General features: G+C 63.1%; 31 protein-coding genes. 3 read left to right on the top strand and 28 right to left on the bottom strand.

Annotation, left to right across the window (positions count from 1 at the left end; genetic code table 11):
- Window positions 1-618 (bottom strand): ubiquinol-cytochrome c reductase iron-sulfur subunit, encoded by a 618-nt coding sequence (gene petA / locus LDO41_RS33045; protein ID WP_223995729.1) that lies wholly within the window; start codon window positions 616-618, stop codon window positions 1-3.
- A gap of 228 nt (window positions 619-846) precedes the next feature.
- On the opposite strand from petA, the gene mscL reads away from it, so the two are divergent.
- The gene (gene mscL, locus LDO41_RS33040) at window positions 847-1,278 is read left to right on the top strand and encodes a large conductance mechanosensitive channel protein MscL (protein WP_290370938.1); all 432 of its coding nucleotides are present in this window, start codon (window positions 847-849) and stop codon (window positions 1,276-1,278) included.
- 9 nt (window positions 1,279-1,287) lie between these two features.
- Here mscL and LDO41_RS33035 read toward each other — a convergent pair whose 3' ends face one another.
- Window positions 1,288-2,034, bottom strand: coding sequence for a Nif3-like dinuclear metal center hexameric protein (locus tag LDO41_RS33035; RefSeq protein WP_223995728.1), 747 nt, complete (start codon window positions 2,032-2,034; stop codon window positions 1,288-1,290).
- 19 nt (window positions 2,035-2,053) lie between these two features.
- On the opposite strand from LDO41_RS33035, the gene LDO41_RS33030 reads away from it, so the two are divergent.
- A complete protein-coding gene (locus LDO41_RS33030) occupies window positions 2,054-3,250 on the top strand; it encodes a Do family serine endopeptidase (protein WP_223995727.1) in 1,197 nt (398 codons plus the stop codon).
- A 382-nt stretch (window positions 3,251-3,632) separates the two neighbouring features.
- Here the strand turns inward: LDO41_RS33030 and LDO41_RS33025 are convergent, their stop codons facing one another.
- The 26 genes from LDO41_RS33025 to LDO41_RS32900 form a co-directional block, all read right to left on the bottom strand.
- The gene (locus tag LDO41_RS33025) at window positions 3,633-4,772 is read right to left on the bottom strand and encodes a porin (protein ID WP_223995726.1); all 1,140 of its coding nucleotides are present in this window, start codon (window positions 4,770-4,772) and stop codon (window positions 3,633-3,635) included.
- 380 nt (window positions 4,773-5,152) lie between these two features.
- Window positions 5,153-5,956, bottom strand: coding sequence for a twin-arginine translocase subunit TatC (tatC, locus tag LDO41_RS33020; protein WP_223995725.1), 804 nt, complete (start codon window positions 5,954-5,956; stop codon window positions 5,153-5,155).
- A 60-nt stretch (window positions 5,957-6,016) separates the two neighbouring features.
- Window positions 6,017-6,562: a Sec-independent protein translocase protein TatB gene (tatB, locus tag LDO41_RS33015; protein WP_223995724.1), complete on the bottom strand. Its 546-nt coding sequence runs from the start codon at window positions 6,560-6,562 to the stop codon at window positions 6,017-6,019.
- A 100-nt stretch (window positions 6,563-6,662) separates the two neighbouring features.
- Complete coding sequence (gene tatA, locus LDO41_RS33010; RefSeq protein ID WP_223995723.1) at window positions 6,663-6,893, bottom strand: Sec-independent protein translocase subunit TatA; 231 nt, start codon at window positions 6,891-6,893, stop codon at window positions 6,663-6,665.
- Window positions 6,894-7,156: 263 nt separating this feature from the next.
- The gene (locus tag LDO41_RS33005; protein WP_223995722.1) at window positions 7,157-7,540 is read right to left on the bottom strand and encodes a DUF4870 family protein; all 384 of its coding nucleotides are present in this window, start codon (window positions 7,538-7,540) and stop codon (window positions 7,157-7,159) included.
- Between the two features lie 66 nt (window positions 7,541-7,606).
- The gene (locus LDO41_RS33000; RefSeq protein WP_223995721.1) at window positions 7,607-7,993 is read right to left on the bottom strand and encodes a phosphoribosyl-ATP diphosphatase; all 387 of its coding nucleotides are present in this window, start codon (window positions 7,991-7,993) and stop codon (window positions 7,607-7,609) included.
- Window positions 7,990-8,394, bottom strand: coding sequence for a phosphoribosyl-AMP cyclohydrolase (gene hisI / locus LDO41_RS32995; RefSeq protein ID WP_223995720.1), 405 nt, complete (start codon window positions 8,392-8,394; stop codon window positions 7,990-7,992). Before hisI ends, LDO41_RS33000 begins: the two co-directional genes overlap by 4 nt.
- 2 nt (window positions 8,395-8,396) lie before the next feature.
- Window positions 8,397-9,167, bottom strand: a complete 771-nt coding sequence (gene hisF / locus LDO41_RS32990; RefSeq protein WP_223995719.1) for an imidazole glycerol phosphate synthase subunit HisF — start codon at window positions 9,165-9,167, stop codon at window positions 8,397-8,399.
- A 79-nt stretch (window positions 9,168-9,246) separates the two neighbouring features.
- Window positions 9,247-9,990: a 1-(5-phosphoribosyl)-5-[(5-phosphoribosylamino)methylideneamino]imidazole-4-carboxamide isomerase gene (gene hisA / locus LDO41_RS32985; protein ID WP_223995718.1), complete on the bottom strand. Its 744-nt coding sequence runs from the start codon at window positions 9,988-9,990 to the stop codon at window positions 9,247-9,249.
- 80 nt (window positions 9,991-10,070) lie between these two features.
- The gene (gene hisH, locus LDO41_RS32980; RefSeq protein WP_223995717.1) at window positions 10,071-10,724 is read right to left on the bottom strand and encodes an imidazole glycerol phosphate synthase subunit HisH; all 654 of its coding nucleotides are present in this window, start codon (window positions 10,722-10,724) and stop codon (window positions 10,071-10,073) included.
- Window positions 10,721-11,344 (bottom strand): YchE family NAAT transporter, encoded by a 624-nt coding sequence (locus LDO41_RS32975; RefSeq protein WP_223995716.1) that lies wholly within the window; start codon window positions 11,342-11,344, stop codon window positions 10,721-10,723. The genes hisH and LDO41_RS32975 overlap by 4 nt, the downstream gene beginning before the upstream one ends.
- 77 nt (window positions 11,345-11,421) lie before the next feature.
- Window positions 11,422-12,009 (bottom strand): imidazoleglycerol-phosphate dehydratase HisB, encoded by a 588-nt coding sequence (gene hisB, locus LDO41_RS32970; protein WP_223995715.1) that lies wholly within the window; start codon window positions 12,007-12,009, stop codon window positions 11,422-11,424.
- Between the two features lie 7 nt (window positions 12,010-12,016).
- Window positions 12,017-13,117, bottom strand: a complete 1,101-nt coding sequence (gene hisC / locus LDO41_RS32965) for a histidinol-phosphate transaminase (RefSeq protein WP_223995714.1) — start codon at window positions 13,115-13,117, stop codon at window positions 12,017-12,019.
- A 50-nt stretch (window positions 13,118-13,167) separates the two neighbouring features.
- Window positions 13,168-14,505 carry a histidinol dehydrogenase gene (gene hisD, locus LDO41_RS32960; protein WP_223995713.1) on the bottom strand — a complete coding sequence of 446 codons (1,338 nt, stop codon included), beginning with the start codon at window positions 14,503-14,505 and terminating at the stop codon, window positions 13,168-13,170.
- 31 nt (window positions 14,506-14,536) lie between these two features.
- Window positions 14,537-15,223 (bottom strand): ATP phosphoribosyltransferase, encoded by a 687-nt coding sequence (gene hisG / locus LDO41_RS32955; RefSeq protein ID WP_223995712.1) that lies wholly within the window; start codon window positions 15,221-15,223, stop codon window positions 14,537-14,539.
- Window positions 15,224-15,257: 34 nt separating this feature from the next.
- The gene (gene murA / locus LDO41_RS32950) at window positions 15,258-16,508 is read right to left on the bottom strand and encodes a UDP-N-acetylglucosamine 1-carboxyvinyltransferase (protein WP_223995711.1); all 1,251 of its coding nucleotides are present in this window, start codon (window positions 16,506-16,508) and stop codon (window positions 15,258-15,260) included.
- 21 nt (window positions 16,509-16,529) lie between these two features.
- Entirely contained in the window at window positions 16,530-16,781 is a 252-nt protein-coding gene (locus LDO41_RS32945) for a BolA family protein (RefSeq protein WP_223995710.1), read from the bottom strand.
- 54 nt (window positions 16,782-16,835) lie between these two features.
- Complete coding sequence (locus LDO41_RS32940; RefSeq protein ID WP_223995709.1) at window positions 16,836-17,657, bottom strand: ABC transporter permease; 822 nt, start codon at window positions 17,655-17,657, stop codon at window positions 16,836-16,838.
- The gene (locus LDO41_RS32935; RefSeq protein WP_223995708.1) at window positions 17,654-18,604 is read right to left on the bottom strand and encodes an ABC transporter ATP-binding protein; all 951 of its coding nucleotides are present in this window, start codon (window positions 18,602-18,604) and stop codon (window positions 17,654-17,656) included. Before LDO41_RS32935 ends, LDO41_RS32940 begins: the two co-directional genes overlap by 4 nt.
- Before the next feature lie 217 nt (window positions 18,605-18,821).
- The gene (locus LDO41_RS32930; RefSeq protein ID WP_223995707.1) at window positions 18,822-19,130 is read right to left on the bottom strand and encodes an STAS domain-containing protein; all 309 of its coding nucleotides are present in this window, start codon (window positions 19,128-19,130) and stop codon (window positions 18,822-18,824) included.
- Between the two features lie 123 nt (window positions 19,131-19,253).
- On the bottom strand, window positions 19,254-19,895 hold the full coding sequence (locus tag LDO41_RS32925) for an MlaC/ttg2D family ABC transporter substrate-binding protein (RefSeq protein ID WP_223995706.1): 642 nt from the start codon (window positions 19,893-19,895) through the stop codon (window positions 19,254-19,256).
- A gap of 260 nt (window positions 19,896-20,155) precedes the next feature.
- Window positions 20,156-20,992 carry an MlaA family lipoprotein gene (locus LDO41_RS32920; RefSeq protein WP_223995705.1) on the bottom strand — a complete coding sequence of 279 codons (837 nt, stop codon included), beginning with the start codon at window positions 20,990-20,992 and terminating at the stop codon, window positions 20,156-20,158.
- Window positions 20,989-21,549 (bottom strand): outer membrane lipid asymmetry maintenance protein MlaD, encoded by a 561-nt coding sequence (mlaD, locus tag LDO41_RS32915; protein WP_223995704.1) that lies wholly within the window; start codon window positions 21,547-21,549, stop codon window positions 20,989-20,991. The genes LDO41_RS32920 and mlaD overlap by 4 nt, the downstream gene beginning before the upstream one ends.
- Before the next feature lie 32 nt (window positions 21,550-21,581).
- Window positions 21,582-22,367 carry a lipid asymmetry maintenance ABC transporter permease subunit MlaE gene (gene mlaE, locus LDO41_RS32910; RefSeq protein WP_377745297.1) on the bottom strand — a complete coding sequence of 262 codons (786 nt, stop codon included), beginning with the start codon at window positions 22,365-22,367 and terminating at the stop codon, window positions 21,582-21,584.
- On the bottom strand, window positions 22,364-23,095 hold the full coding sequence (locus LDO41_RS32905; protein ID WP_377745324.1) for an ABC transporter ATP-binding protein: 732 nt from the start codon (window positions 23,093-23,095) through the stop codon (window positions 22,364-22,366). The genes mlaE and LDO41_RS32905 overlap by 4 nt, the downstream gene beginning before the upstream one ends.
- Before the next feature lie 282 nt (window positions 23,096-23,377).
- Window positions 23,378-24,370 (bottom strand): tripartite tricarboxylate transporter substrate binding protein, encoded by a 993-nt coding sequence (locus tag LDO41_RS32900; RefSeq protein WP_377745295.1) that lies wholly within the window; start codon window positions 24,368-24,370, stop codon window positions 23,378-23,380.
- 261 nt (window positions 24,371-24,631) lie between these two features.
- Between LDO41_RS32900 and LDO41_RS32895 the strand changes: the two genes are divergently transcribed.
- Window positions 24,632-25,147: a GNAT family N-acetyltransferase gene (locus tag LDO41_RS32895; protein ID WP_223995702.1), complete on the top strand. Its 516-nt coding sequence runs from the start codon at window positions 24,632-24,634 to the stop codon at window positions 25,145-25,147.
- The last annotated feature ends 50 nt before the right edge of the window (window positions 25,148-25,197 follow it).

Below are 25,197 nucleotides of genomic sequence, written 5' to 3'. Positions count from 1 at the left end.
TCAAGCTTCTCCTTTCTCGTCCTTGCCGATCACGATCTTCGTATCGGTCAGGAACTGGTACGGGGGTACGTCAAGATTCTGCGGTGCCGGCTTGTTCTTGAACACGCGGCCTGCGAGGTCGAAGGTGGAGCCGTGGCACGGGCACAGGAAGCCCGGGTCGGCGCCCAGCTGGGGGTTGGATCCGGCCGCGAACGGACCGGAAGGCGAGCACCCGAGGTGCGAGCAGATCCCGACGACGACCAACACATCCTTGTGGTCGTCGCGGGAGCGCGTTTCGTTCTTGCAATATGCCGGCGTCGGCATCGTGAACGGAACGTCTGAATTGGGATCGGCGACTTCCGCATCGGTCTTCTTGAGCGATGCCAGCATCTCCGGGGTACGGCGAAGAATCCAGACCGGTTTGCCTCGCCACTCCACGGTCATCATCTCGCCGGGCTTGAGTCCGCCGATGTCAGCCTCCACCGGTGCACCGGCGGCTTTGGCTTTCTCCGAGGGTGCAAAGGTACTGACGAAAGGAACTGCTACTGCCACGCCTCCTACGCCGCCCGCAACCGAAGTTGCGATCAACCAATTGCGGCGACCTTTGTCCACGTTATTCACGTTCTGCTGGTCACTCATTCCAAACCCCAGGGGAAGTCAATTTGATCTTGCGTCAACCAAAAATTATACCTGAGGCACATCTTACGGCGATAGGCGAACTACCTATAGGTTGTTGGTCGATTATCGGTCATGGCCGTGCGATAGGTGGAACTGTACTTGCGTCCGCGAAAGTCCTCCGGCAGTCTTGAAGCCTTCGGAGGCCTCTTCGGAACGTCAAATCACCAGCTACAAAGAAGGAGAAAACGCATGGGAATGATGCAAGAGTTCAAAACCTTCGCGATGCGCGGCAACGTCATCGATCTCGCCGTAGGTGTCATTATTGGCGCGGCTTTCGGCAAGATTGTCGATTCCGTGGTCAATGATCTGATCATGCCTGTGGTCGGCCGGATCGTCGGCAAGCTGGACTTCTCGAACATGTTCGTGGTGCTCGCGGACCCTCCGCCCAACACGCCCAACACCCTCGATGCTTTGAAAAAAGCGGGCGTGCCTGTGTTCGCTTATGGCAATTTCCTGACCATCGCGGTCAACTTTATTATTTTGGCTTTCATCATCTTCATGATGGTTCGCGCCTTCAACAAGATGCGCGCCAAGGATGAAGAAGCGCCGGCACCGGCCGCGCCGGCGGAAGATATCGTGCTGCTGCGCGAGATTCGCGATAGCCTGAAGGCGCGCCCGTAAGCGCGTTGTTTAAACGGGATTTGGGATATCGATAAAGGTATGGCGCAGCTCGAAGCGCTGCGCCAGATGCTCCCCTAGCGCGCGAATGCCGTAGCGCTCGGTGGCGTGGTGCCCTGCCGCCAGGTACGCCACGCCGCTCTCACGCGCGAGGTGCGTGGTCTGCTCCGACACTTCGCCGCTCACATAGACATCGACGCCCGCGGCCACCGCGGCATCGAAGTAGCCCTGCGCGCCGCCGGTACACCACCCCACATTGCGCACGACCTTCTCCGGATCGCCGAGCGCAAGCGGCTCGCGCTGCAGCACGCCCGCCACATGTGCGGCAAATTCGCGCAGCGACATCGGCCACGGCAACGTGCCGGTCCAGCCGAGCTGATCGTCAGAAAACCTGCCGGTCGGCGTCAGCCCTAGCTGTGCGGCCAGCTGCGCGTTGTTGCCGAGCTCGACGTGGTTGTCCAGCGGCAGGTGATACGCCATCAGGTTCACATCCGCGGCCAGCAAACGTTTCAGCCGCGCATGCTTCTGCCCGATCACGCGCGCATCTTCGTTTTTCCAGAAGTAGCCATGATGAACGAGGATCGCATCGGCACCGACATCGATCGCCGCATCGAGCAGCGCCAGGCTGGCCGTCACGCCCGTGACGATATGGGTGACTTCAGGTCGACCTTGCACTTGCAGTCCGTTCGGGCAATAGTCCTTGAAACGGGGAACTTCCAGTAGGTCGTTCAAGTACAATTCAAGCTCTTTTGTTTCCATTCCTGGTCCAATCTTCGATATGTTGCGCCGCTTCTGGCTGTTCTTCGCGCAGGCTGTCACCGTCGTGCTGGCTGTGTGGTTCGTCGTCGCCACACTAAAACCCGAGTGGCTGCAGCGCGGGCGCGTCGCCGTGCAGTCCGGCTCGCCGATCGTGGCACTGAAGGAAGTCGTGCCCAATGTTGCCGGCGGCCCTGCCGAAGGCTCTTATAGTGATGCGGCCAAGCTGGCGATGCCGGCCGTCGTCAATATTTTCACCAGCAAGAACGGCTCGAAGCGTTCGCCGAACCCGCAGTCGGAAGATCCGTGGTTCCGCTTCTTCTTTGGCGATCGCTTACCGGAGCAACGGCAGGAGCCGGTGGCAAGCCTTGGTTCTGGCGTGATCGTCAGCTCGGAAGGCTACATTCTAACCAACCACCACGTCGTGGATGGCGCCGATGAAATCGAGATCGCGCTGACCGATGGCCGCAAGGCCAATGCGAAGGTGGTGGGCTCGGATCCGGAAACCGATCTCGCGGTGCTCAAGGTCACACTCAAGGACCTGCCGGCAATTACGCTCGGCCGTCTCGAGAACGTACAGGTCGGTGACGTGGTGCTGGCAATCGGCAATCCGTTCGGCGTCGGGCAGACCGTGACGATGGGTATTGTCTCCGCTTTAGGTCGCAGCCACCTCGGTATCAACACGTTCGAGAACTTCATTCAGACCGATGCGGCGATCAACCCGGGCAACTCGGGTGGCGCGCTCGTCGATGCGCGCGGCAATCTGCTCGGCATCAACACCGCGATCTATTCGCGCTCGGGTGGCTCGCTGGGGATTGGCTTTGCGATTCCGGTGTCCACGGCCAAGCAGGTGATGGAGTCGATCATCTCCACCGGCAGCGTCACGCGCGGCTGGATCGGTGTGGAACCGCAGGACATGACACCCGAGATCGCCGAGTCATTCGGCCTCGATGCCAAGGAAGGCGCGCTGATCGCGGCGGTTGTTCAGGGTGGGCCGGCTGACAAGGCCGGGGTCAGACCTGGCGATGTGTTGGTGTCGGTCGATAACCAGTCGATTAGCGATACCACCGCGCTGCTGAATTCGATAGCGCAGCTGAAGCCGGGCGCTGAGGTGAAGATGAAGGTGATGCGACGTAGCAAGCCGGTGGATGTGGCAGTGACCATTGGCAAGCGTCCCCCGCCACCGCGGCGCGCGCTGCCGCTGGACGAGAACGACTGATCTTCTTCTACGTCGGATCGTAAAAAAGCCAGGACCAAGGTCCTGGCTTTTTTATTGCGCGTGCGGTTCGCGTGCTGCGTTCGTGCTGCCTTGCTAACGCTCACTCGCTGACTTGGGTACGGGTGGCGCGATGCCCCGGTGCTGGCGCTGGTACCAGTACCAGTACCAGTGCCAGTACCAGCGCCAGCGCCAGCGCCGGTGAGTCGGCCAGCGGCACCGGTATGCGGCGCTACCCTCCTCCCCCACAGCCTCAGCCTCGAGGAGGCCAAGAACAAACCGTGATCACACATCACGCGGCCGCACAAAACAAAACCCCGGCATCCGCAAGGATGCCGGGGTTTTGATCCAGCCCAATTCGATGCAGGCTTACGCCTGCGTCAAATTAGAACTTGTGGCGAACACCAACCACAGCGCCGAACTGGTTGGCCGAGCCGCTGGTCGCGCCGAAGCCCGAACCTGCTGCGCCCGAACCCGACAGACCCAGCGTCGAGCCATCCTTGTTCTTGGCGTAAGCCACGTTCAGGTAGGCGTCGGTACGCTTCGAGAACGCGTAGTCCGTCGAAACGACGAAGCTCCACGGATCAGCACCGGTGTTGCGGAAGTCTTGGTAGTAAGCCGCGCCCGTCAGCGACAGGGCCGGGGTCAGCTGGTAACCCACGCCAGCCCAGTACAGGTTCGAACGATCAGCAGCAACTACGCCGTTAGCCAGCGTGCCGCCCGGCAGACGTGCGCCGTCCGAAGCCTTGGCGTAACGGTAGCCAGCGAACACCTTGGCCGGGCCGAAGGAGTACGTACCAGCTGCCGAAGCGCGACGGATCTTGGCATCAGGCGTGCCCAGGATACCGACGTTGGTTTCGTCATAGATCACGCCCAGCGAGAACGGGCCACCGTTGTAAACCACGCTGGCGCTGTACTCACGGCCGGTGTGGTAGTTACCCGGGACTTCACCGTTGATGCCTTGGTAAGCCGAAGCTGCGGTCGCGCCGGTGTTGCTACCGGTCGAGTACAGCAACTGGGTGGTCAGGCCGCCGAACGTGCCGATGTACTTGACGGAGTTGTCAGCACGCGACTGGAACTCGGTACCTTGCGAGGTGATCGAGTAGTTCGTCGAAATGGCCATCGGGTCGAAGGCCAGACCGAAGTCATAGAACGGGGTCTGGTGACGGCCCAACGTCAGCGTGCCGTATTGGCTTTGCACACCGACGAATGCCTGACGACCGAACAGACGGCCACCTTGGCCCGACGTACCGGTGTCAACGTTGAAACCGCTTTCCAGCACGAAGACGCCCTTCAGGCCACCGCCCAGGTCTTCAACACCACGCAGGCCCCAACGGCTGCCGGACATGTTGCCCGAGCTCAGGCGAACCACGTCGTGGCTGCCGGTCACGCCAGCAGGATTAACTTGGTGGTTTTGGTATTCGATACCGGCGTCAACCACACCGTACAGGGTCACGCTCGACTGGGCATACGCACCGCCGGCGGCCAGAGCGGCAACGGCAGCTGCAAACAGTTTCATCTTCATATCGACACTTTCCTTGTCAACTGATTGGGAAATCTTGGTTGCCCAAGTGCTTGGGCGACGCATTAACGTTCACGTCTGCGTCGTATTATGTGACAGGGGTCGCGCTCGACAGAAGACTTTTCGGCCGTAAACATCGAATGCGAACGAGTTATGTTGTCATGAAACAACAACGCGGCCGAGCGTACGGTGTTCGTCTTTGCGGCCCTTTGCGCGAGGTCGGCAAGCGCACCGGCGCCGGGCGAGATGAGCAGCCCAGAAAATGACGCGCCGCAGAAATCTCGCTAAATCAATGACTTAGCGAGAATCAGCAGACTTTCGGAATGCAATGATTGGGAAATCTGCCGCAGCGGCTTGCTGCGGAGACAGACGATCGGCCGGGATCAGTCGGCGGTGGTTTCGGTGGTCTCGCCTGCGGCGTCCTCTGCGGCTCGCGGAGCGGAGACAAAGCGCGCGAGGATCAGGCCGAGTTCGTAAAGTGCGATCAGCGGCACTGCCAGCAGCAGTTGCGACAGCACGTCCGGCGGTGTGACCACCGCAGCGATGATGAACGCGCCCACGATCACGTAAGGACGGATCTGCTTGAGCTTGGCCAGCTCCACCACGCCAAAGCGCACGAGCACGACCACCACGACCGGCACCTCGAACGTGATGCCGAACGCTAAAAAGGTCGTCATCGCGAAACTCAGGTACTTGTCGATATCTGTCGACATCTCGGCCCCGAGCGGCGCGTTGTAGTGCGCCATGAAGTGGAACACGGTCGGGAACACTAAGAAGTACGCAAACGCGACGCCGCACAGGAACAGCAGGTAAGTGCTCGAGACCAGCGGCATGATCAGCTTCTTCTCATGCTGGTACAGACCCGGCGCAACGAATTGCCAGATCTGGTACAGGACCCAGGGCAGCGCAATCAGAAAGGCGACCAGCAGCGTGACCTTCATCGGCACGAAGAATGAGCCGGTGACGTCCGTGACGATCATCTTGCCGCCCTTGGGCAGCGACTCCATCAGCGGCCGCGCGAACAGGTTGAAGATCAGCGGCGCCCAATAGACCAGGCTGACGAATACGAGGATGACTCCCGCCACCGCCTTCACAAGACGCTCGCGCAGCTCGATCAGATGGGAGATGAAGGTTTCCTGCGCTTCGTCCGGTGGACGCTGGGGATCTGGGGATTGCGTGTCGCTCATGGCTTGAAACCGCTCAGCCACGAGGGCTGGATACTTGAATTCGGTCGGCGACCTGCATGCCTATTCGAAGAAGGATCGTGCCGCGCCACGCGCGGGACGATGACGCTTGACGCGCGCGGCGCCAGACTGCACCCACGTGCGCGTGCCCTGCTGACGCTTGAACCAGACTGGCCGCGCGCCCTGCTTGACGCGCCAGCTCTTGCGGCCATTGTGCGATTTGTGCGCGGCGTCCCACGACGGCACGAAACCGCCATCGCTGTTGCCGAAAGGACTGCTGCTGTCAAAACCGTCTCCGGACGCATTGCCCGAGAGCGCGTCGTTGACGGCCTGCGCCTGGTCCTTGACCTCTTGGTTGAGGTCATTCACTTCCTTGTGGATCGTCTGCTCGACGTCGCGCGCGGCGGTCTCGAACTCCGTACGCATCTTGCGCAGTTCGTCGAGTTCCACCTCGCGGCTGACTTCCGCCTTGACGTCACTGATATAGCGCTGGGCGCGACCGACCAGTGCGCCGACCGTGCGCGCTACCTTCGGCAGGCGCTCGGGACCGATCACGATCAGCGCAACTGCGCCGATCAGTGCCAGCTTGGAAATGCCGAGATCGATCATGCGGACGTCGAACCTGAGACACAAGAAAAGCGGGCCACGCTGAACGTGGCCGCCGGGGAGACGGGATGCAAGGCGCGTTGCAAGGAAGAATGTCGGCCGCTTACTGCTGGCGCGACTTTTCCTTGGCCTCTACGTCGATCGTCGTCGCGTCGCGCAGTTCCTTGGCCGGCGCGTCCGCTTGCGCGTCCTTCTCGCCGTCCTTCATGCCGTCCTTGAAGCCTTTGACCGCGCCGCCCAGATCCGTGCCGATATTGCGCAGCTTCTTGGTACCGAACACGAGCATGACGATCACCAGCACGATCAGCCAGTGCCAAATGCTAAACGAACCCATTTCTTGCTCCTGATGAAGCCTGGAACGGCGACTCACGCCGTTCTGCCCCTGAATTACCGTCCTTCAAAATTCGCGCCGGACGACGGTTCCCGGCGTGAATGTGGAAAACGCAATTATCCTGCGGTTCCATGAAAATTTCGTTGCGGCTTGGCGGAACATTACACCAGCATGTCCCGTTGCGTTCAATGTAGCCGTCTAACGCTTACCGACCGCATACCGAAACATTACGATTCTGTTACCGACGGGCGCTGTTACCGCCGCAGTTATCCCCGATACATCGGCTTGTTATCGTTCAGATACAACCAACCCTTCACGATACGGTAAAGCATCCACAAGGACAATACGCTCCACATGGCAATGGCCACGGGAAACAGCAAAACCGTAATCGCAAAGACCCCGCTGAGCGCCATCCAGCCCAGATACCACCAGAACGTACGGATCTGCCATGCGAAGTGCGTGGCGTAGAGCGTGCCCTCCGTATCGTCGCGCTTCACGTAATTGATCACGATCGCGATCAGCGCCGTCACGCCGCCCGTGATCCAGAAGATCGCGTACAGCGCGTAGAGGATATGGGTGAGCTTGCGCAGGCTGTCCAGCTGGCCAGTGTCGGCGGTGGTGGTTACCTGCCCGGTAAAGTCGTTTGCCATCGTTGCACCTTCCCTGGCTTTTTGCCTAGTTGCCTCGTTAGCCTCTACCTTACTCCACCCGCTGCCTCACTCCTTGCGGCTGGCCTTCTCCTCGAGCCCGGACATGCCTTCGCGGCGCGCCAGTTCGTTGATGACGTCGGCCGGCGTCAGGCCGAACTTCGCCAGCAGCACCATGCTGTGGAACCACAGGTCCGCCACTTCGTAGACCACCTTGCCGGTGGCCTCGGCCGTCAGGCCCGCGGCGCGCGCGTCCTTGGCGGCCATCACGGTTTCCGTGGCTTCCTCGCCGATCTTCTTGAGAATGGCGTCGTCGCCCTTGTGGAATAGCTTGGCGGCGTACGACTTGTCGGGGTCGCCGCCGTTTTCGGGCTTGCGCGACTCCAGCGTGGCGGCCACGCGTGCCAGAACGTCCGCGGCGTTCAAGCCGGGCGTATTCGATTGGGAGGCACTCATGGCTTGGCGTAGATGGTGGACGGATCCTTGAGCACCGGCTCCACGGTCTGCCAGTCGCCGGTCTCGACGTCGCCTTCGAACTTCTGGAAGAAGCACGAGTGGCGGCCGGTATGGCAGGCGATGTTGTCCACCTGCGTCACCTTCAGCAGCACCACGTCCTCATCGCAGTCCAGACGCATCTCGTGCACCTTCTGCACGTGGCCGGACTCCTCGCCCTTGTGCCACAGGCGCTTGCGCGAGCGCGACCAGAACACGGCCTCGCCGAGTTCGACGGTGCGCTGCAACGCGTCGCGATTCATGAACGCGAACATCAGCACGTCATTCGAGCCGACTTCCTGGACGATCACCGGTACCAGACCGTTATCGTCCCACTTCACCTTGTTGAGCCACTTCTTTGCCATAGTCACGTCCGCATCGGGATGCCCTGCCGGGCCATGAAGTCTTTTGCCTCACCGACGGTGTGCTGGCCGTAGTGAAAAATGCTCGCGGCCAGAACTGCGTCGGCACGGCCAACGGTAATGCCGTCGGCCAGATCCTGCAGGCCGCCAACACCCCCCGATGCAATAACGGGAATCGACACCGCGTCGCTGACAGCGCGCGTGAGTTCGAGGTCAAAGCCGCTCTTGGTGCCGTCGCGATCCATGCTCGTGAGCAGCAACTCGCCGGCGCCGCGCGCGGCCATCTGGCGCGCCCACTCCACCACGTCGAGCCCGGTGGCCTTGCGGCCGCCATGCGTGAACACTTCCCAGCGCGCGGGCTCGCCCGGCGCGGAGCTGCGCTTGGCATCGATCGCCACCACGATGCACTGCGAACCGTACTTGCCGGCGGCATCCGATACCAACTGCGGATTGGCGATCGCCGACGAGTTGACGCTGATCTTGTCCGCGCCCGCGTTAAGCAGGCGACGTACGTCTTCCACCGCGCGTACCCCACCGCCCACCGTCAGCGGAATAAACACCTGCGAAGCCACCGCCTCGATGATGTGCAGAATCAGGTCGCGGCCATCGCTGGTCGCGGTGATGTCGAGGAAAGTGATTTCATCGGCGCCCTGATCGTCGTAGCGGCGCGCGATCTCGACCGGGTCGCCCGCGTCGCGCAACTCGACGAAGTTGACGCCCTTGACCACCCGCCCATTGGTCACATCCAGGCAGGGGATGATACGTTTGGCTAGCATGAGGTTCCTTGCGCACCGCCCGCCGCTGCCATAGTCACAAGCTTACGGCGAGGGTGCTACGGGTGCGTGCGTATAAAAATTACTCGGCGCCCAGGGTATCGGCGCGCGCCTGCGCGTCGGCAAAGTTGAGGTCGCCGGAGTAGATCGCGCGACCGCAGATCACGCCTTCCACCCCTTCGCGCTCCACCTCGCACAGGCGTTCGATATCGGTCAGGTTCGACAGGCCACCGCTGGCAATGACCGGAATCGTCATCGACTGCGCGAGCTTGACCGTCGCGTCGATGTTGATGCCTTGCAGCATGCCGTCGCGGCCGATGTCGGTGTAGATGATCGCTTCCACGCCGTAGTCCTCGTACTTGCGCGCGAGGTCCGCCACTTCGTGGCCGGTCAACTTGCTCCAGCCGTCCGTCGCCACTTTGCCGTCCTTGGCATCGAGGCCGACGATGATGTGGCCGCCGAACGCGGAGCACGCATCCTTGAGGAAACCGGGGTTCTTGACCGCGGCGGTGCCGATGATCACGTAGGACAAGCCATCGTCGAGCCAGCGCTCGATGGTGTTGAGGTCGCGGATGCCACCACCGAGCTGCACCGGAATTTCACCGCCGACTTCGGCGATGATCGCCTTGATCGCGGCTTCGTTACGGGGCTTGCCCACGAATGCACCATTGAGGTCGACGAGGTGGAGACGGCGCGCGCCCTGGTCCACCCAATGACGTGCCATGGCGGCAGGATCTTCGGAAAAGACGGTGGCCTGGTCCATGTCGCCTTGTTTAAGGCGTACACACTGACCGTCCTTCAGGTCGATGGCCGGAATGAGCAACATATGCGTGACGAGCGAGGTTGTGTAAAAAGGAAAAAATGAAAGCGGGCCGCCGCAATGACGGCCGTCGATCAGGGGTTACTTCAGGGATTCCAATGCACGAAGTTCCGGTATAGCTGCAAACCCATCGCTGCGCTCTTCTCGGGGTGGAACTGCGTGGCAAAAATATTATCGCGTGCTACCGCGCTGGTAAACACGACGCCGTATTCGGTTTCGCCGGCGGTATGCACCGGGTCCTGCGCGTGCACGTAGTAACTATGCACGAAATAAAACCAGCTATCGTCCGGAACGCCCTGCCAGATCGGGTGTGCCCGGGTCTGACGTACGCGGTTCCAGCCCATCTGCGGCACCTTGAAGCGCGAGCCGTCCGGTTGAATCTGCCCTTCCAGCTCGAACCGGATGACCTCTCCGGGCATCAATCCGAGGCACGGCGTGGCTGCTTCTCCAGGACGACTTTCGGTGCTGCGGTCGAATAGCATCTGTTCGCCAACGCACACACCGAACATCGGCTTGTTGGCGGCCGCTTCGATCACCGCCTCCTGCAGGCCCGATGCGCCGAGCGCCCCCATGCAATCCGGCATGGCGCCCTGCCCCGGCAGCACCACGCGGTCCGCCGCGCGAATCGCTTCGGGGCGATCCACCACCTGGACATTCGCTTCCGGTGCCGCGGCGCGCAACGCCTGCGCCACCGAGCGCAGGTTGCCCATGCCGTAATCCACAATAGCTATGGTAGTCATGATTTCAAAACAGGCAACAGGGTCTTCAGCCCGTCCACGATGAATTCCACGGCCAGCGCCGACAGGATCAGTCCCATCAGGCGCGTGCCGATATTGATGCCGGTACGGCCAATCACCCGCGCGATCGGATCGGCCGCGCGGAACGTCATGTACACCACGCCGCCAAGCACGATGCCGATGCCGACCAGAATCAGCAGCTGATACCAATGCTGGGTCTTGCCTGCATAGACGATCACCGTGCTGATCGACCCCGGGCCGGTCAGCAGCGGCAGCGCCAGCGGCACCACCGCGATGCTCGACTTGGCTTCCGCCTCGTCCTCTTCCTCTGGCGTGGCGCGCGTGCGGCTCGACTGCGCGTTGATCATGTTCATCGCCATCATGATCATGATCAGTCCACCCCCCACCTGCAGCGACGCCACCGAGATATTGAAGAACTCGATGATCTGCTGCCCCAGCAACGCCGACACGCCCATGACAATCGCCACCGAGATCGATGCGATCTTGATCGTCCGCATCTTCTCGGCCTCGGTCTGCTGGCTCGTCAGGCTGATAAAGAACGGGATCGCCCCGATCGGATTGATCAGCGCCAGCAGCGAGATGAATGACTTGAGCGTGTCCATGGGTTGCGGTCGGTCGCGAACGATCGGCAGCGCCGCAACAGCCGGCTCGCCAGACTAATGTCCCGGAAACGTATTCCTCAGAGCGTGCCTTTGGTCGACGGAATCGTGTTTGCCGAACGCGGGTCCAGCTCCACCGCCATGCGCAGTGCCCGGCCGAACGCTTTGAACACCGTTTCGCATTGATGGTGCGCATTGATGCCGCGCAGGTTGTCGATATGGAGCGTCACGCCCGCATGATTGACAAAGCCACGGAAGAACTCGATGGTCAGGTCCACATCGAAGCTGCCCACGCGCGCACGCGTGAACGGCACGTGGAACTCCAGCCCTGGGCGGCCCGAGAAGTCGATGACCACGCGCGACAGGCATTCGTCCAGCGGCACGTAGCTGTGGCCATAACGCGTAATGCCCTTCTTGTCCCCGATCGCGCGCGCAACGGCCTGGCCGAGCGTGATGCCGACATCTTCGACCGTGTGATGGTCGTCGATATGGACGTCGCCAGTGGCTTCGACTTCGAGGTCGAACATGCCATGGCGGGCGATCTGATCCAGCATGTGGTCGAGGAACGGCACACCCGACGCCAGCTTCTGGCGACCGGTGCCGTCGAGATTCAGTGAAACGCGGATTTGCGTTTCGGAGGTATTGCGGGTGACCTCTGCAACACGCATGGTGGGGTTAATCCTGCAACGAAGCGACGAACGCTTCCATAAACTGCGCGTTTTCTTCGGGCGTGCTGACCGTCACGCGCAGACAGTTGGCCAGCAATTCGTGCATTTTACTCACGTTCTTGATCAGTACCTTGCGTGAAACGAGGCGTTCGAACGTCTGTGCCGCATTCGCCACGCGAATCAGCAGAAAGTTGGCATCGCTCGGGAACACCGTCACGCCGGGCAAAGCGGCCAGCTGAGCAGACAACAACGAACGCTGTTCGCGCAGCTGCGCGGCCTGTTCGTCGAGCACATCCACGTGTTCGAGCGCGAACAACGCGGTGGCTTCGGTCAGCACGTTGATGTTGTACGGCGGGCGCACCTTGTCGAGCTGCTCGATCCACGCCGGCGAACCCGCCATATAACCCAGGCGGATGCCGGCCAGGCCGAGCTTGGACACCGTGCGCATGACCAGCAGATTGCTGAAGTCCGCCAGACGCGGCATCCAGCTGTTCTGCGCGAACGGCTGATAGGCCTCGTCCACGACCACGAGGCTGTTGCACACGTCGCCATTGGCGGCGCGCACGATCATGTCCATGTCCTCGGCGTCGAACAGGTTCCCAGTCGGGTTGTTCGGATACGCCAGATAGATGATCGCCGGTTGCTCCTCGGCCATCTTCCGCAGCATCTTCCCGCGATCGAGCGTGAAGTCCGCGCGCAGCGGCACGCCGATGAACTCGAGGCCCGCGAACTGCGCGGAGATCGCGTACATCACGAAGCCCGGCACCGGCGCCAGCACCTTCGCGCCCGGCTTGGCCGCGGCCATCGCGAGCATGCTGATGAGTTCGTCCGAGCCATTGCCGAGCAGAATTTCCATGCCGGCCGGCACCTGCATCACGGACTTGAGCTTGGCGCGCAGCGCTTCGCTGGTCGGTACCGGATAGCGATTGAGCGCCACCTCCGACAGCCGCTTGCCGAGCTGCTCGCGCAGTGCCGGCGGCAGCTGGTACGGGTTCTCCATCGCGTCGAGCTTCACCAGACCGTGCGAATCCGGCACGTGGTAAGCGCCCATGGCGCGCACGTCGTCACGGATGATGCGGTCGATCAGGGAAGGCTGTACGGCTGACATGGAGTCCTCTGCTTGCGTCATTGAGTGGGGAAAACGAACGGTAGTAAAACTTACGACCGCTTGAAACGGTATTCGGCACTGCGCGCATGCGCCTGCAGCCCTTCGCCATACGCGAGTTCCGCGGCAATTTCGCCCAGCATCTGCGCGCCGGTCTCGCTCACCTCGATCAGGCTCGAACGCTTCTGGAAATCGTACACGCCCAGCGGCGACGAGAAGCGCGCGGTGCGCGAGGTGGGCAGTACGTGGTTCGGACCGGCGCAGTAGTCGCCAAGCGACTCGCTCGTATAGCGACCCAGGAAGATGGCACCGGCGTGGCGAATCTTCTCGCTCCATTGGCGCGGATTCTCGGCCGAAATCTCCAAGTGCTCGGGCGCGATCGCGTTGGCGATCTCGCAGGCCTCTTCCATATCGCGTACCTTGATCAGCGCGCCACGGCCGGACAGCGAGGCGGCAATCACCTGACGGCGCGGCATCGTGCCAAGCTGGCGCTGGATGCTGGCCTCGACGCGGTCGAGATAAGCAGCATCGGGGCACAGCAGGATCGATTGCGCGAGTTCGTCGTGCTCGGCCTGCGAGAACAGGTCCATCGCCACCCAGTCGGGATCGGTGCTGCCGTCGCAGATCACCAGGATCTCGGAAGGGCCAGCGATCATGTCGATGCCGACGGTGCCGAACACGCGGCGCTTGGCGGCGGCCACATACGCGTTGCCCGGGCCGACGATCTTGTCGACCTGCGGAATCGTCGCCGTGCCGAACGCGAGCGCGCCCACGGCCTGTGCGCCACCGATCGTGAACACGCGGTCCACGCCCGCGATCTGCGCGGCGGCCAGCACCAGTTCGTTGCGCACGCCACCCGGCGTCGGCACGACCATGATCACTTCCTTCACGCCAGCCACGCGCGCGGGAATCGCGTTCATCAGCACCGATGACGGATACGCAGCCTTGCCACCGGGCACGTAGATGCCCACACGGTCCAGCGGCGTCACCTTCTGGCCCAGCATCGTGCCGTCGGCCTCGGTGTATTCCCAGCTATGGCTGCCGCATTCGATCTTCTGCTTCTCGTGATAGGCGCGCACGCGTGCTGCCGCGGCTTCCAGCGCCGCACGGCGCTTGGGTTCGAGCTCTTCGAGCGCAGCTTCGAGTTCGGCCTGCGACAGTTCCAGCGCGCCCAGCGATGCCGCTTCCACGCGGTCGTAGCGGCGCGTGTATTCGAGCACCGCTTCATCACCGCGCGTGCGCACGTCCGCCAGGATCTGCGCGGCCGCGCGATCGATGGCTTCGTCCTCGCCCGCCTCGAACGCCAGCACCTGCCGCAATGCCGTGGCAAAGCCGGGTTCGGTCGAGTCGAGCCGGCGGATCGACAGGTTGTCCATATCGGTATCGTTCATGACTTCCTTCCTCGCTACCTTCCTCGCACTCTCAAGCCATCGCAGCCGAGGCCGCTTCAAACGCTTCGAGAATCGGTGCGAGGCGTTCGCGCTTGAGTTTCAGCGCGGCCTGGTTCACCACCAGCCGCGACGAGATCTGCATGATCTCCTCGACCTCGACCAGGTTGTTCGCGCGCAGCGTGCCGCCGGTGCTCACGAGGTCGACGATCGCGTCGGACAGGCCCACCAGCGGGCCCAGTTCCATCGATCCATACAGTTTGATCAGATCCACGTGCACGCCCTTCTTGGCGAAGTGCTCGCGCGCGGTCTGCACGTATTTGGTGGCCACCGCGAGGCGCGCACCCTGGCGCACCGCGTTGACATAGTCGAAGCCCGCCGGCACCGCCACCGACATGCGGCAGCGTGCGATGTTGAGATCGATCGGCGCATACAGGCCCGTCATGCCATGCTCGAGCAGCACGTCCTTGCCCGCCACGCCGAAGTCGGCGGCGCCGTACTGCACGTACGTCGGTACGTCCGAGGCGCGCACGATGATCACGCGCACGGCCGGGTCGGACGTCGGCAGGATCAGCTTGCGCGAGGTCTCAGGATCTTCGGTCACGCGGATGCCGGCGGCTTCGAGCAGCGGCAGCGTCTCCGTGAAGATACGGCCCTTGGACAGCGCCAGCGTGAGCTGACCGGAGGTGGCATTGAGCGAGGAAAAGGCAGCGGGACTCATCGAATTCTTCTCAATCTTGTTCTTGGAGGGCGCGTCAGGAAATGCGGCGGATCTTCGCGCCCACCGCGGACAGCTTGTCTTCCATGCGATCGTAGCCACGGTCGAGATGGTAGATGCGGTCGATGACGGTATCGCCATCGGCCACCAGACCCGCGATCACGAGACTCGCCGAGGCGCGCAGATCGGTGGCCATGACGGTGGCACCCGACAGGCGCGGCACACCGGTCACCACCGCGGTATTGCCCTCGGCCGTGATGTTGGCGCCGAGCCGGTTGAGCTCCTGCACGTGCATGAAGCGGTTTTCGAAGATGGTCTCGGTAATGCGCGCCGTGCCTTCGGCCACCGCATTGAGCGCCATGAACTGGGCCTGCATGTCGGTGGGGAATGCCGGGTATTCGGACGTGCGGAAGCTCACGGCCTGCGCGCGGCGCGGCATCGCCAGTTTGATCCAGTCATCGCCGGTCTCGATCTGCGCGCCGGTCTCGCGCAGCTTGGCGAGCACGGCATCGAGGATCAGCGGCGGCACATCGCGCAGCACCACGTTGCCGAGCGTCGCGGCGGCCGCGCACAGGAACGTGCCGGCTTCGATGCGATCGGCCACCACCGAGTGCGTGGCGCCATGCAGGCGCTCCACGCCCTGAATCACCAGGCGGTCCGTGCCGATGCCCTCGATGCGCGCGCCCATCTTCACGAGCAGGTTCGCGAGGTCGGTCACTTCGGGTTCGCGCGCCGCGTTCTCGAGCACGGTCTCGCCGTCGGCCAGCGTCGCGGCCATCAGCAGATTCTCGGTGCCGGTGACGGTGATCATGTCGGTCACCACGCGCGTGCCCTTCAGGCGCGACGCGCGGGCATGGATAAAACCATGCTCGATCGAGATCTCGGCGCCCATCGCCTGCAGGCCCTTGATGTGCTGATCGACTGGACGCGCGCCAATGCCGCAGCCACCGGGCAGCGATACGCGAGCCTCGCCGAAGCGCGCGACCAGCGGACCGAGCACGAGGATCGACGCGCGCATGGTCTTGACCAGTTCGTACGAGGCCTCCGGCAGGTTCACATCGGCGCCGTTGAGCGTGGCGCGCGCGCCATCGAGCTCCGCGCGCATGCCCATCTCGCGCAGCAGCTTGAGCATCGTGCGCACGTCCTGCAGATTCGGCACGTTGTCGATGATCACATCATCGGCGCTAAGCAGACCCGCGCAGAGAATCGGCAGTGCGGCGTTCTTCGCGCCCGAGACCCGGATCTCTCCGGACAGCGGGCCATTGCCCTGAATCTGGAATTTGTCCATGTTCCGTCTATTAATGTCTGGTTACTTCGAGGCGGCGCCGGCTTGCCATTCGGCCGGGGTGAGCGTCTTCATCGACAGCGCATGAATCTCCGCGCGCATGCGGTCGCCCAGCGCCGCGTACACGCGCTGGTGTCGCTGGATCAGCCGCTTGCCGTCGAACTCAGCGCTGACGATCGTCGCGAAGAAGTGCTGGCCGTCGCCTTCGACCTCCAGATGGTCGCAGGGCAATCCTTGGGCAATGTAGTCCCTGACTTGTTCCGGTGTGGGCAGCATGTCTGTCTCTATTAAAACTTCATTCATTTGTGCGACACGAGAGGCTAAACGCCCTCAATGACGCAGTTTGTATCCGGTCCGCAGCATCCGCAGCGCCAGCGCCGCGAGTACCACGAAGGCAATGCCGACCACCGTCAGGCTGAACATCGGCGACACATCCGAAACGCCGAAGAAGCCAAAGCGGAACCCGTCGATCATGTAGAAGAACGGGTTGGCATGCGACACCGCCTGCCAGAATGGCGGCAGTGTATGAATCGAATAGAACACGCCCGCCAGAAACGTGGCCGGCATGATCAAAAAGTTCTGAAACGCCGCGAGCTGGTCGAATTTCTCGGCCCAGATCCCGGCAATCAACCCCAGCGTGCCGAGGATGCCGGCACCGAGCAGCGCGAACAGAAACACCCAGCCGATATTGGCCACATGCAGCGGCACGAGCAGCCCCGTCACCAGCAGCACGCCAAGCCCCACGGAAATCCCACGGATGATCGAGGCGGTGACGTACGCGCCAAACATCTCCCAGTGCGACAGCGGCGGCAGCATGATGAACACGAGGTTGCCCGTGATCTTCGACTGGATCAGCGATGACGAACTGTTGGCGAACGCGTTCTGCAACACGCTCATCATCACCAGTCCCGGCACCAGGAACGAGGTGTAGTTGACGCCCTGGTACACCTCCACGCGGCCTTCCAGCACATGGCCGAAGATCAGCAGGTACAGCACCGCGGTCATCACCGGTGCCGCCACAGTCTGGAAGGCAACCTTCCAGAAGCGCAACACCTCCTTGTAGAGCAGCGTGCGAAAGCCCACGAACCCGCCGACGGACATGGCCGACAGGCGCGCATTCTCGGCCAGTTCAATCTCCACCGGCGTCTTCATGCTGCGGCCTCCATCGCCGTGGCCGGCGTGGACCCGGGCATATGCCCCTCGCGACGCATGATCTGGACGAACACGTCCTCGAGATCGGCCTTGCTCACTTCCATGTCCTCGATTTCGCAGCCGGCCTCGCGCAACGCGGCGAGGATCGGCTCCACGGCTTCATAGCCCGACAGGCGTAGCCGATGCGCGCGCTCGCCCGGATTGGCGGGCATGCGCAATGCCTCGAGCGCAGGCGGCAGAACGCCGCGCGAGAGGGTGAGTACCAACTGCAGTCCGGCGAACTGATTGAGCAGACTGCTCGTGCGATCGAGCGCGACCACCTCGCCGAACTTGAGCATCGCGATGCGATCGCACAGCGCTTCGGCTTCTTCGAGGTAATGCGTGGTCAGGATGATGGTGTGGCCTTCGCGATTCAGCCGCGAAATGAATTTCCACAGCGTCTGGCGCAGTTCCACATCGACGCCGGCGGTCGGCTCGTCGAGCACGATCACGGGCGGGCGGTGCACCAGCGCCTGCGCCACCAGCACGCGGCGCTTCATGCCGCCCGAGAGCTGGCGCATGTTGCTGTCGGCCTTGTTCGTGAGATCGAGATTGGCCATGATCTCGTCGATCCAGTCGTCGTTGTTGCGCATGCCGAAGTAACCGGACTGCAGACGCAGGGTCTCGCGCACCGTGAAGAACGGATCGAATACCAGTTCCTGCGGCACCACGCCAAGCATGCGGCGCGCCATGCGGTAGTCCTCCACCACATCGTGCCCGAGCACCTGAACGCGCCCGGAGTCCGCGCGGTTCAGGCCCGCGAGAATCGAGATCAACGTGGTCTTGCCTGCGCCGTTGGGGCCGAGCAGTCCGAAAAACTCACCGCGCTCGACGGTAAAACTGACGCCCTTGAGCGCTTGCAGATTGCGGTAGCGCTTGCGAACGTCGGTGATTTCGATGGCTTTCATGGCCGAATGTCTTGTGACGGGTCCGCTTTCGGGACCGGCCTGGCTTGGAGTCTGGAGCCCCCGGGTCTGCCGCGCAGCACCTGGGGGAATGGTGTCTGGGGCATGTGGGGGCGAATAACCCGGAATTATAGGGGATGCGGGATAGGTCCCGCTGCGGACCCACCGCCGCGGCATCGCATCGGCCGACGCAGCATGTTGCGCAGCCAAGGATGCCGGTTCAATGTCGGTGGTGGCCTTGCGGGTGTGTAGCGTCGGACGGCAGGACCGAAGACAGGCCCAGCAGGCCCGCGACGCCATAGAGAGCGGCCAGCTCGCCAAGCTGCGGCGGCACGTTGACGATCGACAGCGACTGACCACGGCCCGCGGCAGCGCGCTGCCAACCGAGCAGCACGGCAACGGCCGATGAGTCAACCTGCGTCAGACCCGCGCAATCGACCGCTACATCGCCCTGCGACACGCGCGCCAGCCCGTCACGCAGCACGGTGGCGGCGTTCTGGTTGGTGAGCGAGGTTCCGAGCGAAGGCATCGAATCAGGATAGGTTGAAGGCTAAGGCGGAAACTGAGGCCGAAACTGAGGCGCAAACGAAAACGCCTGTGGCGAGCCACAGGCGTTTCGAGGCACGAAGGCCCATTGTACGCGAAGCCGGTCTTACTTGGCGTTGGCGAGCTGCTTGTTACGGTCCTGCAGGGTCTTGATGACGCCGTCGATACCCTGTTGCGTCACGATCGTGTTGAAGCTGCCCTTGTAGGCTTCCGTCAGCCACGCGCCCAGCACGTTGATGTCATAGACCTTCCACCCCTCAGGCGTCTTCTCCAGGCGGTAATCCATCTGGATCGGCTCGCCCTTGTTGATCACCTGCGTGCGGATGGTCGCATCGGTGTCGTCGGCAGTGCCACGATACGGACGATATTGCACGGCCTGGTCGCGAATCTGCGCGATCGCGCCGGCATACGTACGAATCAGCAACGTCTTGAACTGATCGGTAATGATCTTTTGCTGTTCGGGCGAGGCCTTCGACCAGTTGCGGCCCATCGCGATCTGCGTGGTCTTCTCGAAATTGGCGTGCGGCAGGATCTTCTGCTCGACCAGCTGCGTGATCTTGCCGATATTGCCGGCCTGCATGTCCTTGTCGCTCTTGACCGTGTTCATGACGTCGGACACGACGGCCTTGACGAGCCCATCCGGCGTGGCGGCGAGATCGGCGCCCACCTGGGCTTGGGCCGGCGCGGTGAATGCAACGCCGGTCAGTGCAATGACAGTGAGGAAGGGGGCCAACAGTCGCTTCAGCATGAGCGTATTCCTTTCTAATCTTGTGCGATACCACCGGCACCGACGGCAGGTGCCGGCCGTTGCCAGTCCGTGAAGATGACCGGTCAACGCACGCATTGAAACACAAGCATCCACGCTCTGCGTTGCCACATCGGGGCCATTCAGGGCTTGGACGCCACTTCTATACACTTTGTTTCAGCGCTGACATCACCTTCACAGGTCCAGCCCCGTGGCGGGCGTGCCGCGCTGCAAATACTTTCTTCGCGCCAGCTTCAGCAGCTTCAGCGGAAGCGGAAGCCCGGGCTACCCGGCACCAGACGCTGTGCCGGCGAGACCGGCAATGCCTGCTGGTCGCCATCGGCCGGTGTACCGGGTTCGTCGTCGTCGCCGCCCGGCGGGTTGCCATCATAGATAAGGTACTGACGGCGTTGCAGATACGAGTCCCGCAGGAATGCGTAACGATCCAGCGCGGCGGCGTCGATCAGGCTGGTCGCGGCCAGCAATTGCGAGCGACCGTCGACAATGCGCACGCCCGAGACCGCATAGCGTGCCCAGACCGGATAGATATACGAGGTGGGATCCATCAGCCGATCCACCAGCATGCCGCCGGTGTCACGCACGGTGCTGGGGCCAAACAGCGGCAGCACGAGGTACGGGCCCGGCGGCACGCCCCACACGCCCAGCGTCTGGCCGAAGTCTTCCTTGTACTTCGGCAGTCCGCCCGGCGTGGCGATATCGATCAGGCCACCGAGGCCGAAAATCGTGTTGATGGCCACACGCATCGTGTCTTCGGCGGCGCGCGACGGCTTGCCCTGCAGCAGGTTGTTCACCGCCGAATAGACATCGCTGACATTCGAGAACACGTTGCCAACCGCAGTGCGGATCGGCGACGGCATATAGTCCGCATAGACCTGTGCCACCGGCTTCAGCGCGTATTTGTCGACTTCGTCGTTGACGCGCGAAACGCCGCGATTGAACGGCTCGAGCGGGTCCTTCGGATTGGCATCAGGGCCCGTGGCGCAGCCAGACAGGGCCGCCGCCGCCGCGATCGTCGCCGTTGCAAGCAATACGCGACCTCGCGGACGGTGCAGGCGGGTGGAGCGAGAGGTGCGTTTCATTTCGCGCCTCCGTCCGTACCCGGTGCCGCCGGCAGTGTCGCGCCGCCCGAAGCGGGAGCGGAAGCCGGTGCCGCGCCGCCAGCATTGCCACCACCGGCGCCCGAGTCGGCCGCCTTGTTGTACAGGAACTGGCCGATCAGGTTCTCGAGCACCACCGCCGACTGCGTCATCGTGATCTTGCTGTTATCGGCGAGCATCTTGGTGTCGCCGCCCGCTTCCAGGCCGATGTACTGCTCGCCCAGCAGACCCGAAGTCAGGATCTTGGCGGACGAATCCTTCGGAAACTGATAGCGCTTGTCGATGTTCAGTTCCACCGTCGCGAGGTAGCTCTGGTCGTCGAAGCGGATCTCGGCCACACGGCCCACCACCACGCCTGCGCTCTTGACCGGCGCGCGCGCCTTGAGGCCGCCGATATTGTCGAAGTCGGCCCGCACGCGATAAGTCTGCTCGAACGAGAACGAGCTCAGGTTGCCGGCCTTCAGCGCGAGGAACAACAACGCGGCAAACCCCGCCACCACCAGCAGCCCCACCCAGAAATCGAGGGAATTCTTTTTCATTCGCTTGTCTTTTCCATTCTGTTGGTGCCGCCTCAGCTGAACATCAGCGCGGTCAGCAGGAAGTCCAGCCCGAGCACGGCCAGCGAGGCGATCACGACAGTACGCGTGGTGGCGCGCGACACGCCCTCCGGCGTCGGACGCGCCTCGAAACCCTGGTACAAGGCGATAAACGTCACCGCCACGCCAAAAATGAAGCTTTTAATCACGCCATTGAGCACGTCGGCACGCACATCGACGCCGCCCTGCATCTGCGACCAGAACGCGCCGGAGTCCACGCCGATCAGCTGCACGCCAACGAGGTAGCCGCCGAGGATGCCCACCGCGCTGAAGATCGCGGCCAGAATCGGCATCGCGATCACGCCGGCCCAGAAACGCGGCGCAATCACGCGCTGCAGCGGGTTCACGGCCATCATCTCCATCGCGGTCAGCTGCTCGCCCGCCTTCATCAGGCCGATCTCGGCGGTCAGCGAGGTGCCCGCGCGGCCCGCGAACAGCAGCGCGGAAACCACCGGACCCAGCTCACGCACCAGCGACAGCGCCACCAGCAGACCGAGCGCCTGCTCGGAGCCATAGCGATTGAGCGTGTAATAACCCTGCAGCCCCAGCACGAAGCCGACGAACAGGCCGGACACCGCAATGATGACCAGCGACAGGTTGCCGACAAAGAAGACCTGATCAGTAATGAGCCGCGGCCGGCGCAGCAGCGCGGGCGACAGCGCCAGCATCGCGGCGAACATCCGCGCGCCGTTGCCGATGCCGCTGATGCCGATGCGGACGAATGCACCGATCGAGCTGAAGAACGACACCACCGCGTTCATCGTCCACCTCCGGCGAGGAAGTCGTCGGCCAGGGTCGGCCCGCTGTAATGGAACGGCACCGGGCCATCGGCCTCCGCGTGCACGAACTGATGCACAAAGGGGTCGGTCGAAGCACGCAGCGCCTCGGGCTCACCTTCGGCGGCGATGCGGCCGTTGGCGATGAAATAGACGTAATCCGCGATCTGGAAGGTCTCCTGCACATCGTGCGAGACGATGATCGTGGTCGCGCCGAGCGCATCGTTGAGGTTGCGGATCAGGCGCGCGGTCAAACCCAGCGAGATCGGGTCGAGCCCCGCAAACGGCTCGTCGTACATGAGCACCGACGGGTCCAGCGCAATGGCGCGCGCCAGGGCCACGCGCCGCGCCATGCCGCCCGAGATCTGCGCCGGCATCAGGTCGCGCGCGCCGCGCAGGCCTACCGCGTTGAGCTTCATCAACACGAGGTCGCGGATCATCGACTCGGGCAAGTCCGTGTGCTCGCGCAGCGGAAAGGCGACGTTGTCGAATACAGACAGATCAGTGAACAGGGCGCCAAACTGGAACAGCATCCCCATTTGTCGTCGCACTGCGTACAGGCCACGCTCGTCGAGCGCGTCGATATTGGCGCCCGCGACCGTCACCTGCCCACGCCGCGGCCGCACTTGCCCGCCGATCAGACGTAGAACCGTGGTCTTGCCACAGCCGGAGCCGCCCATCACGGCAACCACCTTGCCGCGCGGAAAGCGCATGGTCAGGCCCGCGAGAATCGGCTTGTCGCCATCCGCATACGCGAAGTCCACATCGTCGAGCACGACGATGTCTTCTGCTGCCTGGGCGCGCCCGCTGGTCGCAGGCGCAAGGCCAGACGGGACGGAAAGGTCGGGAGTGGTTGCGGTCACATTGGCACCGGATTGGACAGGCGGCCATTATAAGGGCTACCACCTAGACGTGCCGACCGCAGTGTGGGGGCCGTTACATTTGAAGAGATTGCCGCCTTGCTCGGCGAATTTGCCGCAAGTTGCAGGCAACTTTCACGGTTCACCGCCGTGGGAGGCCTGACGCAGAATAACCTGCCATTGGATCGATTCCGAGCGGATCGCGGTGGCAAACGCTTCCGGCGAGTCGCGCACGGGCGTCAGGCCCGCCGCCATCAGCCTTGCCCGCACTTCCCGCTCGCCAGTGACGCTATCGAGCTCGGAAGCCAGCCGCGCCACGATGGCGCGCGGCGTCTTGGCCGGCGCCATCACGCCGTACCACGCGGCCGCCGCGTAGCCATCGAGACCCTGCTCCTGCAGCGTCGGCACCTGTGGCGCAAGCGGCGAACGCGTCATGCCGGTCACCGCCAGCAGCCGCAGTCCGCCATTGCGCAAATGCGTCTGCACCGCGCTGAACGAGCAGAAACACGCACTAATGCGGCCCGCGAGCAGCTCCTGTACCACTGCGGCCTCGCCCTTGGCGGCTACCAGCGGCACGGCATTGGACAGGCCACGCACGGCGTACTCGGCATACAGGTGCGCAGGGCTGCCCGGCTGGCCATAGCCATAACTGTAAGAGGATGGGTTCGAGCGCACTGCGGTCGTCCACTGCTGCGCGGTCTGCATCGGCAGCCGGCCGTCGATCACGAGAAACAGCGGCATCGTGGCAACGCGTGCCACTGGCGTGAAATCGCGCACGACGTCATAGGGCACCGGCTCGAGACCGGGCTGGATCAGCATATTGGTCTGGTGGAACAGCAACGTATGACCGTCGGAACTGGCCTTGGCCACCACATCGCCAGCGGTGGTGCCGGCGGCACCGGGGCGATTGTCCACCTCCACTGCCACCCCGAGCCGCGCGGACAGGCGCTCGGCGAGCATGCGCGCAACCGCATCGGCGACGCCACCGGCCGGAAATGGCACGATCAATCGCATCGATCGCGCGGGATATGTCATCGGACGGGACGCGGCGGTCTCCGCCGGCTGCGCGCGGGCGGAAGTCGGCAGGCCGGTCACCAGACCGGTCACGAGGCCTGCCACCAACATCATGGCTGCGGGTAATTTCGTTCGACCTCGCCAAAGCCGCGTCAACGTGCGCACTTCGGACATCAATTTCCTCCGCACCATGGCTGAGCCACGGCAACTTGTCGGCTGAAAGGAGTGCGAGGTGGGTTCGCGTTGAGTGTTAAGCGTTCACTCTTACTGGAAGTGAGTCCTACGGGAAAATTGTACGAACTCGATCGGCGCGGGCACAGAGCACGTAAACCATAGCCGGGTGGACCCCAATGCCCCACTCCCTATAATCGCCGCATGTCCGAACTCGTACTGCGGCGCCTGACTGGCGCCGACCTTCCCGGCGTGAGCGCCGTGCAGGCGCAATGCTATGGCGACGCGCTGCTCGAATCCGACGCGGCCCTCGCGAGCCGCATCGCGCTCTCGCCGCACACCTGCTGGGCGGCGACACGCGCCGATGGCATGTGGCTCGGTTACCTGCTTACGCACCCATGGCCAGCCGATTCGTTACCGCCGTGGGACGGGTTGCTCTCAAGCGACTGGCCCGCGCACACGCCGCTGGTCTGGTTTGTCCACGACATGGCGGTGGCACCCGCGGGCCGGGGCACCGGCATTGCTTTGCGCCTTTACGAGGCGGCACGCGCAGCGGCGATCGAACAAGGATTGGAGATGTCACGCCTGATCGCCGTGCAGTCGGCGGCGCCATGGTGGCGCAGGCTTGGGTACGCGCCGTCGGCAGCGGCGGCCACGCATGCAACCAAGCTGGCCACCTACGGCGAGACGGCGGTATTGATGGAAAAACGGCTGCGGTAAACGCAACGGGCCTCTCCGCAATGGAGAGGCCCGGCCACGCGTCTGAACGT

This window comes from Cupriavidus pampae, from assembly GCF_914271485.1.
Classification (GTDB): Bacteria; Pseudomonadota; Gammaproteobacteria; order Burkholderiales; family Burkholderiaceae; genus Cupriavidus; species Cupriavidus pampae.
The sequence above is the reverse complement of the archived record's forward strand: the minus strand, read 5'-3'. Positions and strand labels throughout refer to the sequence as shown.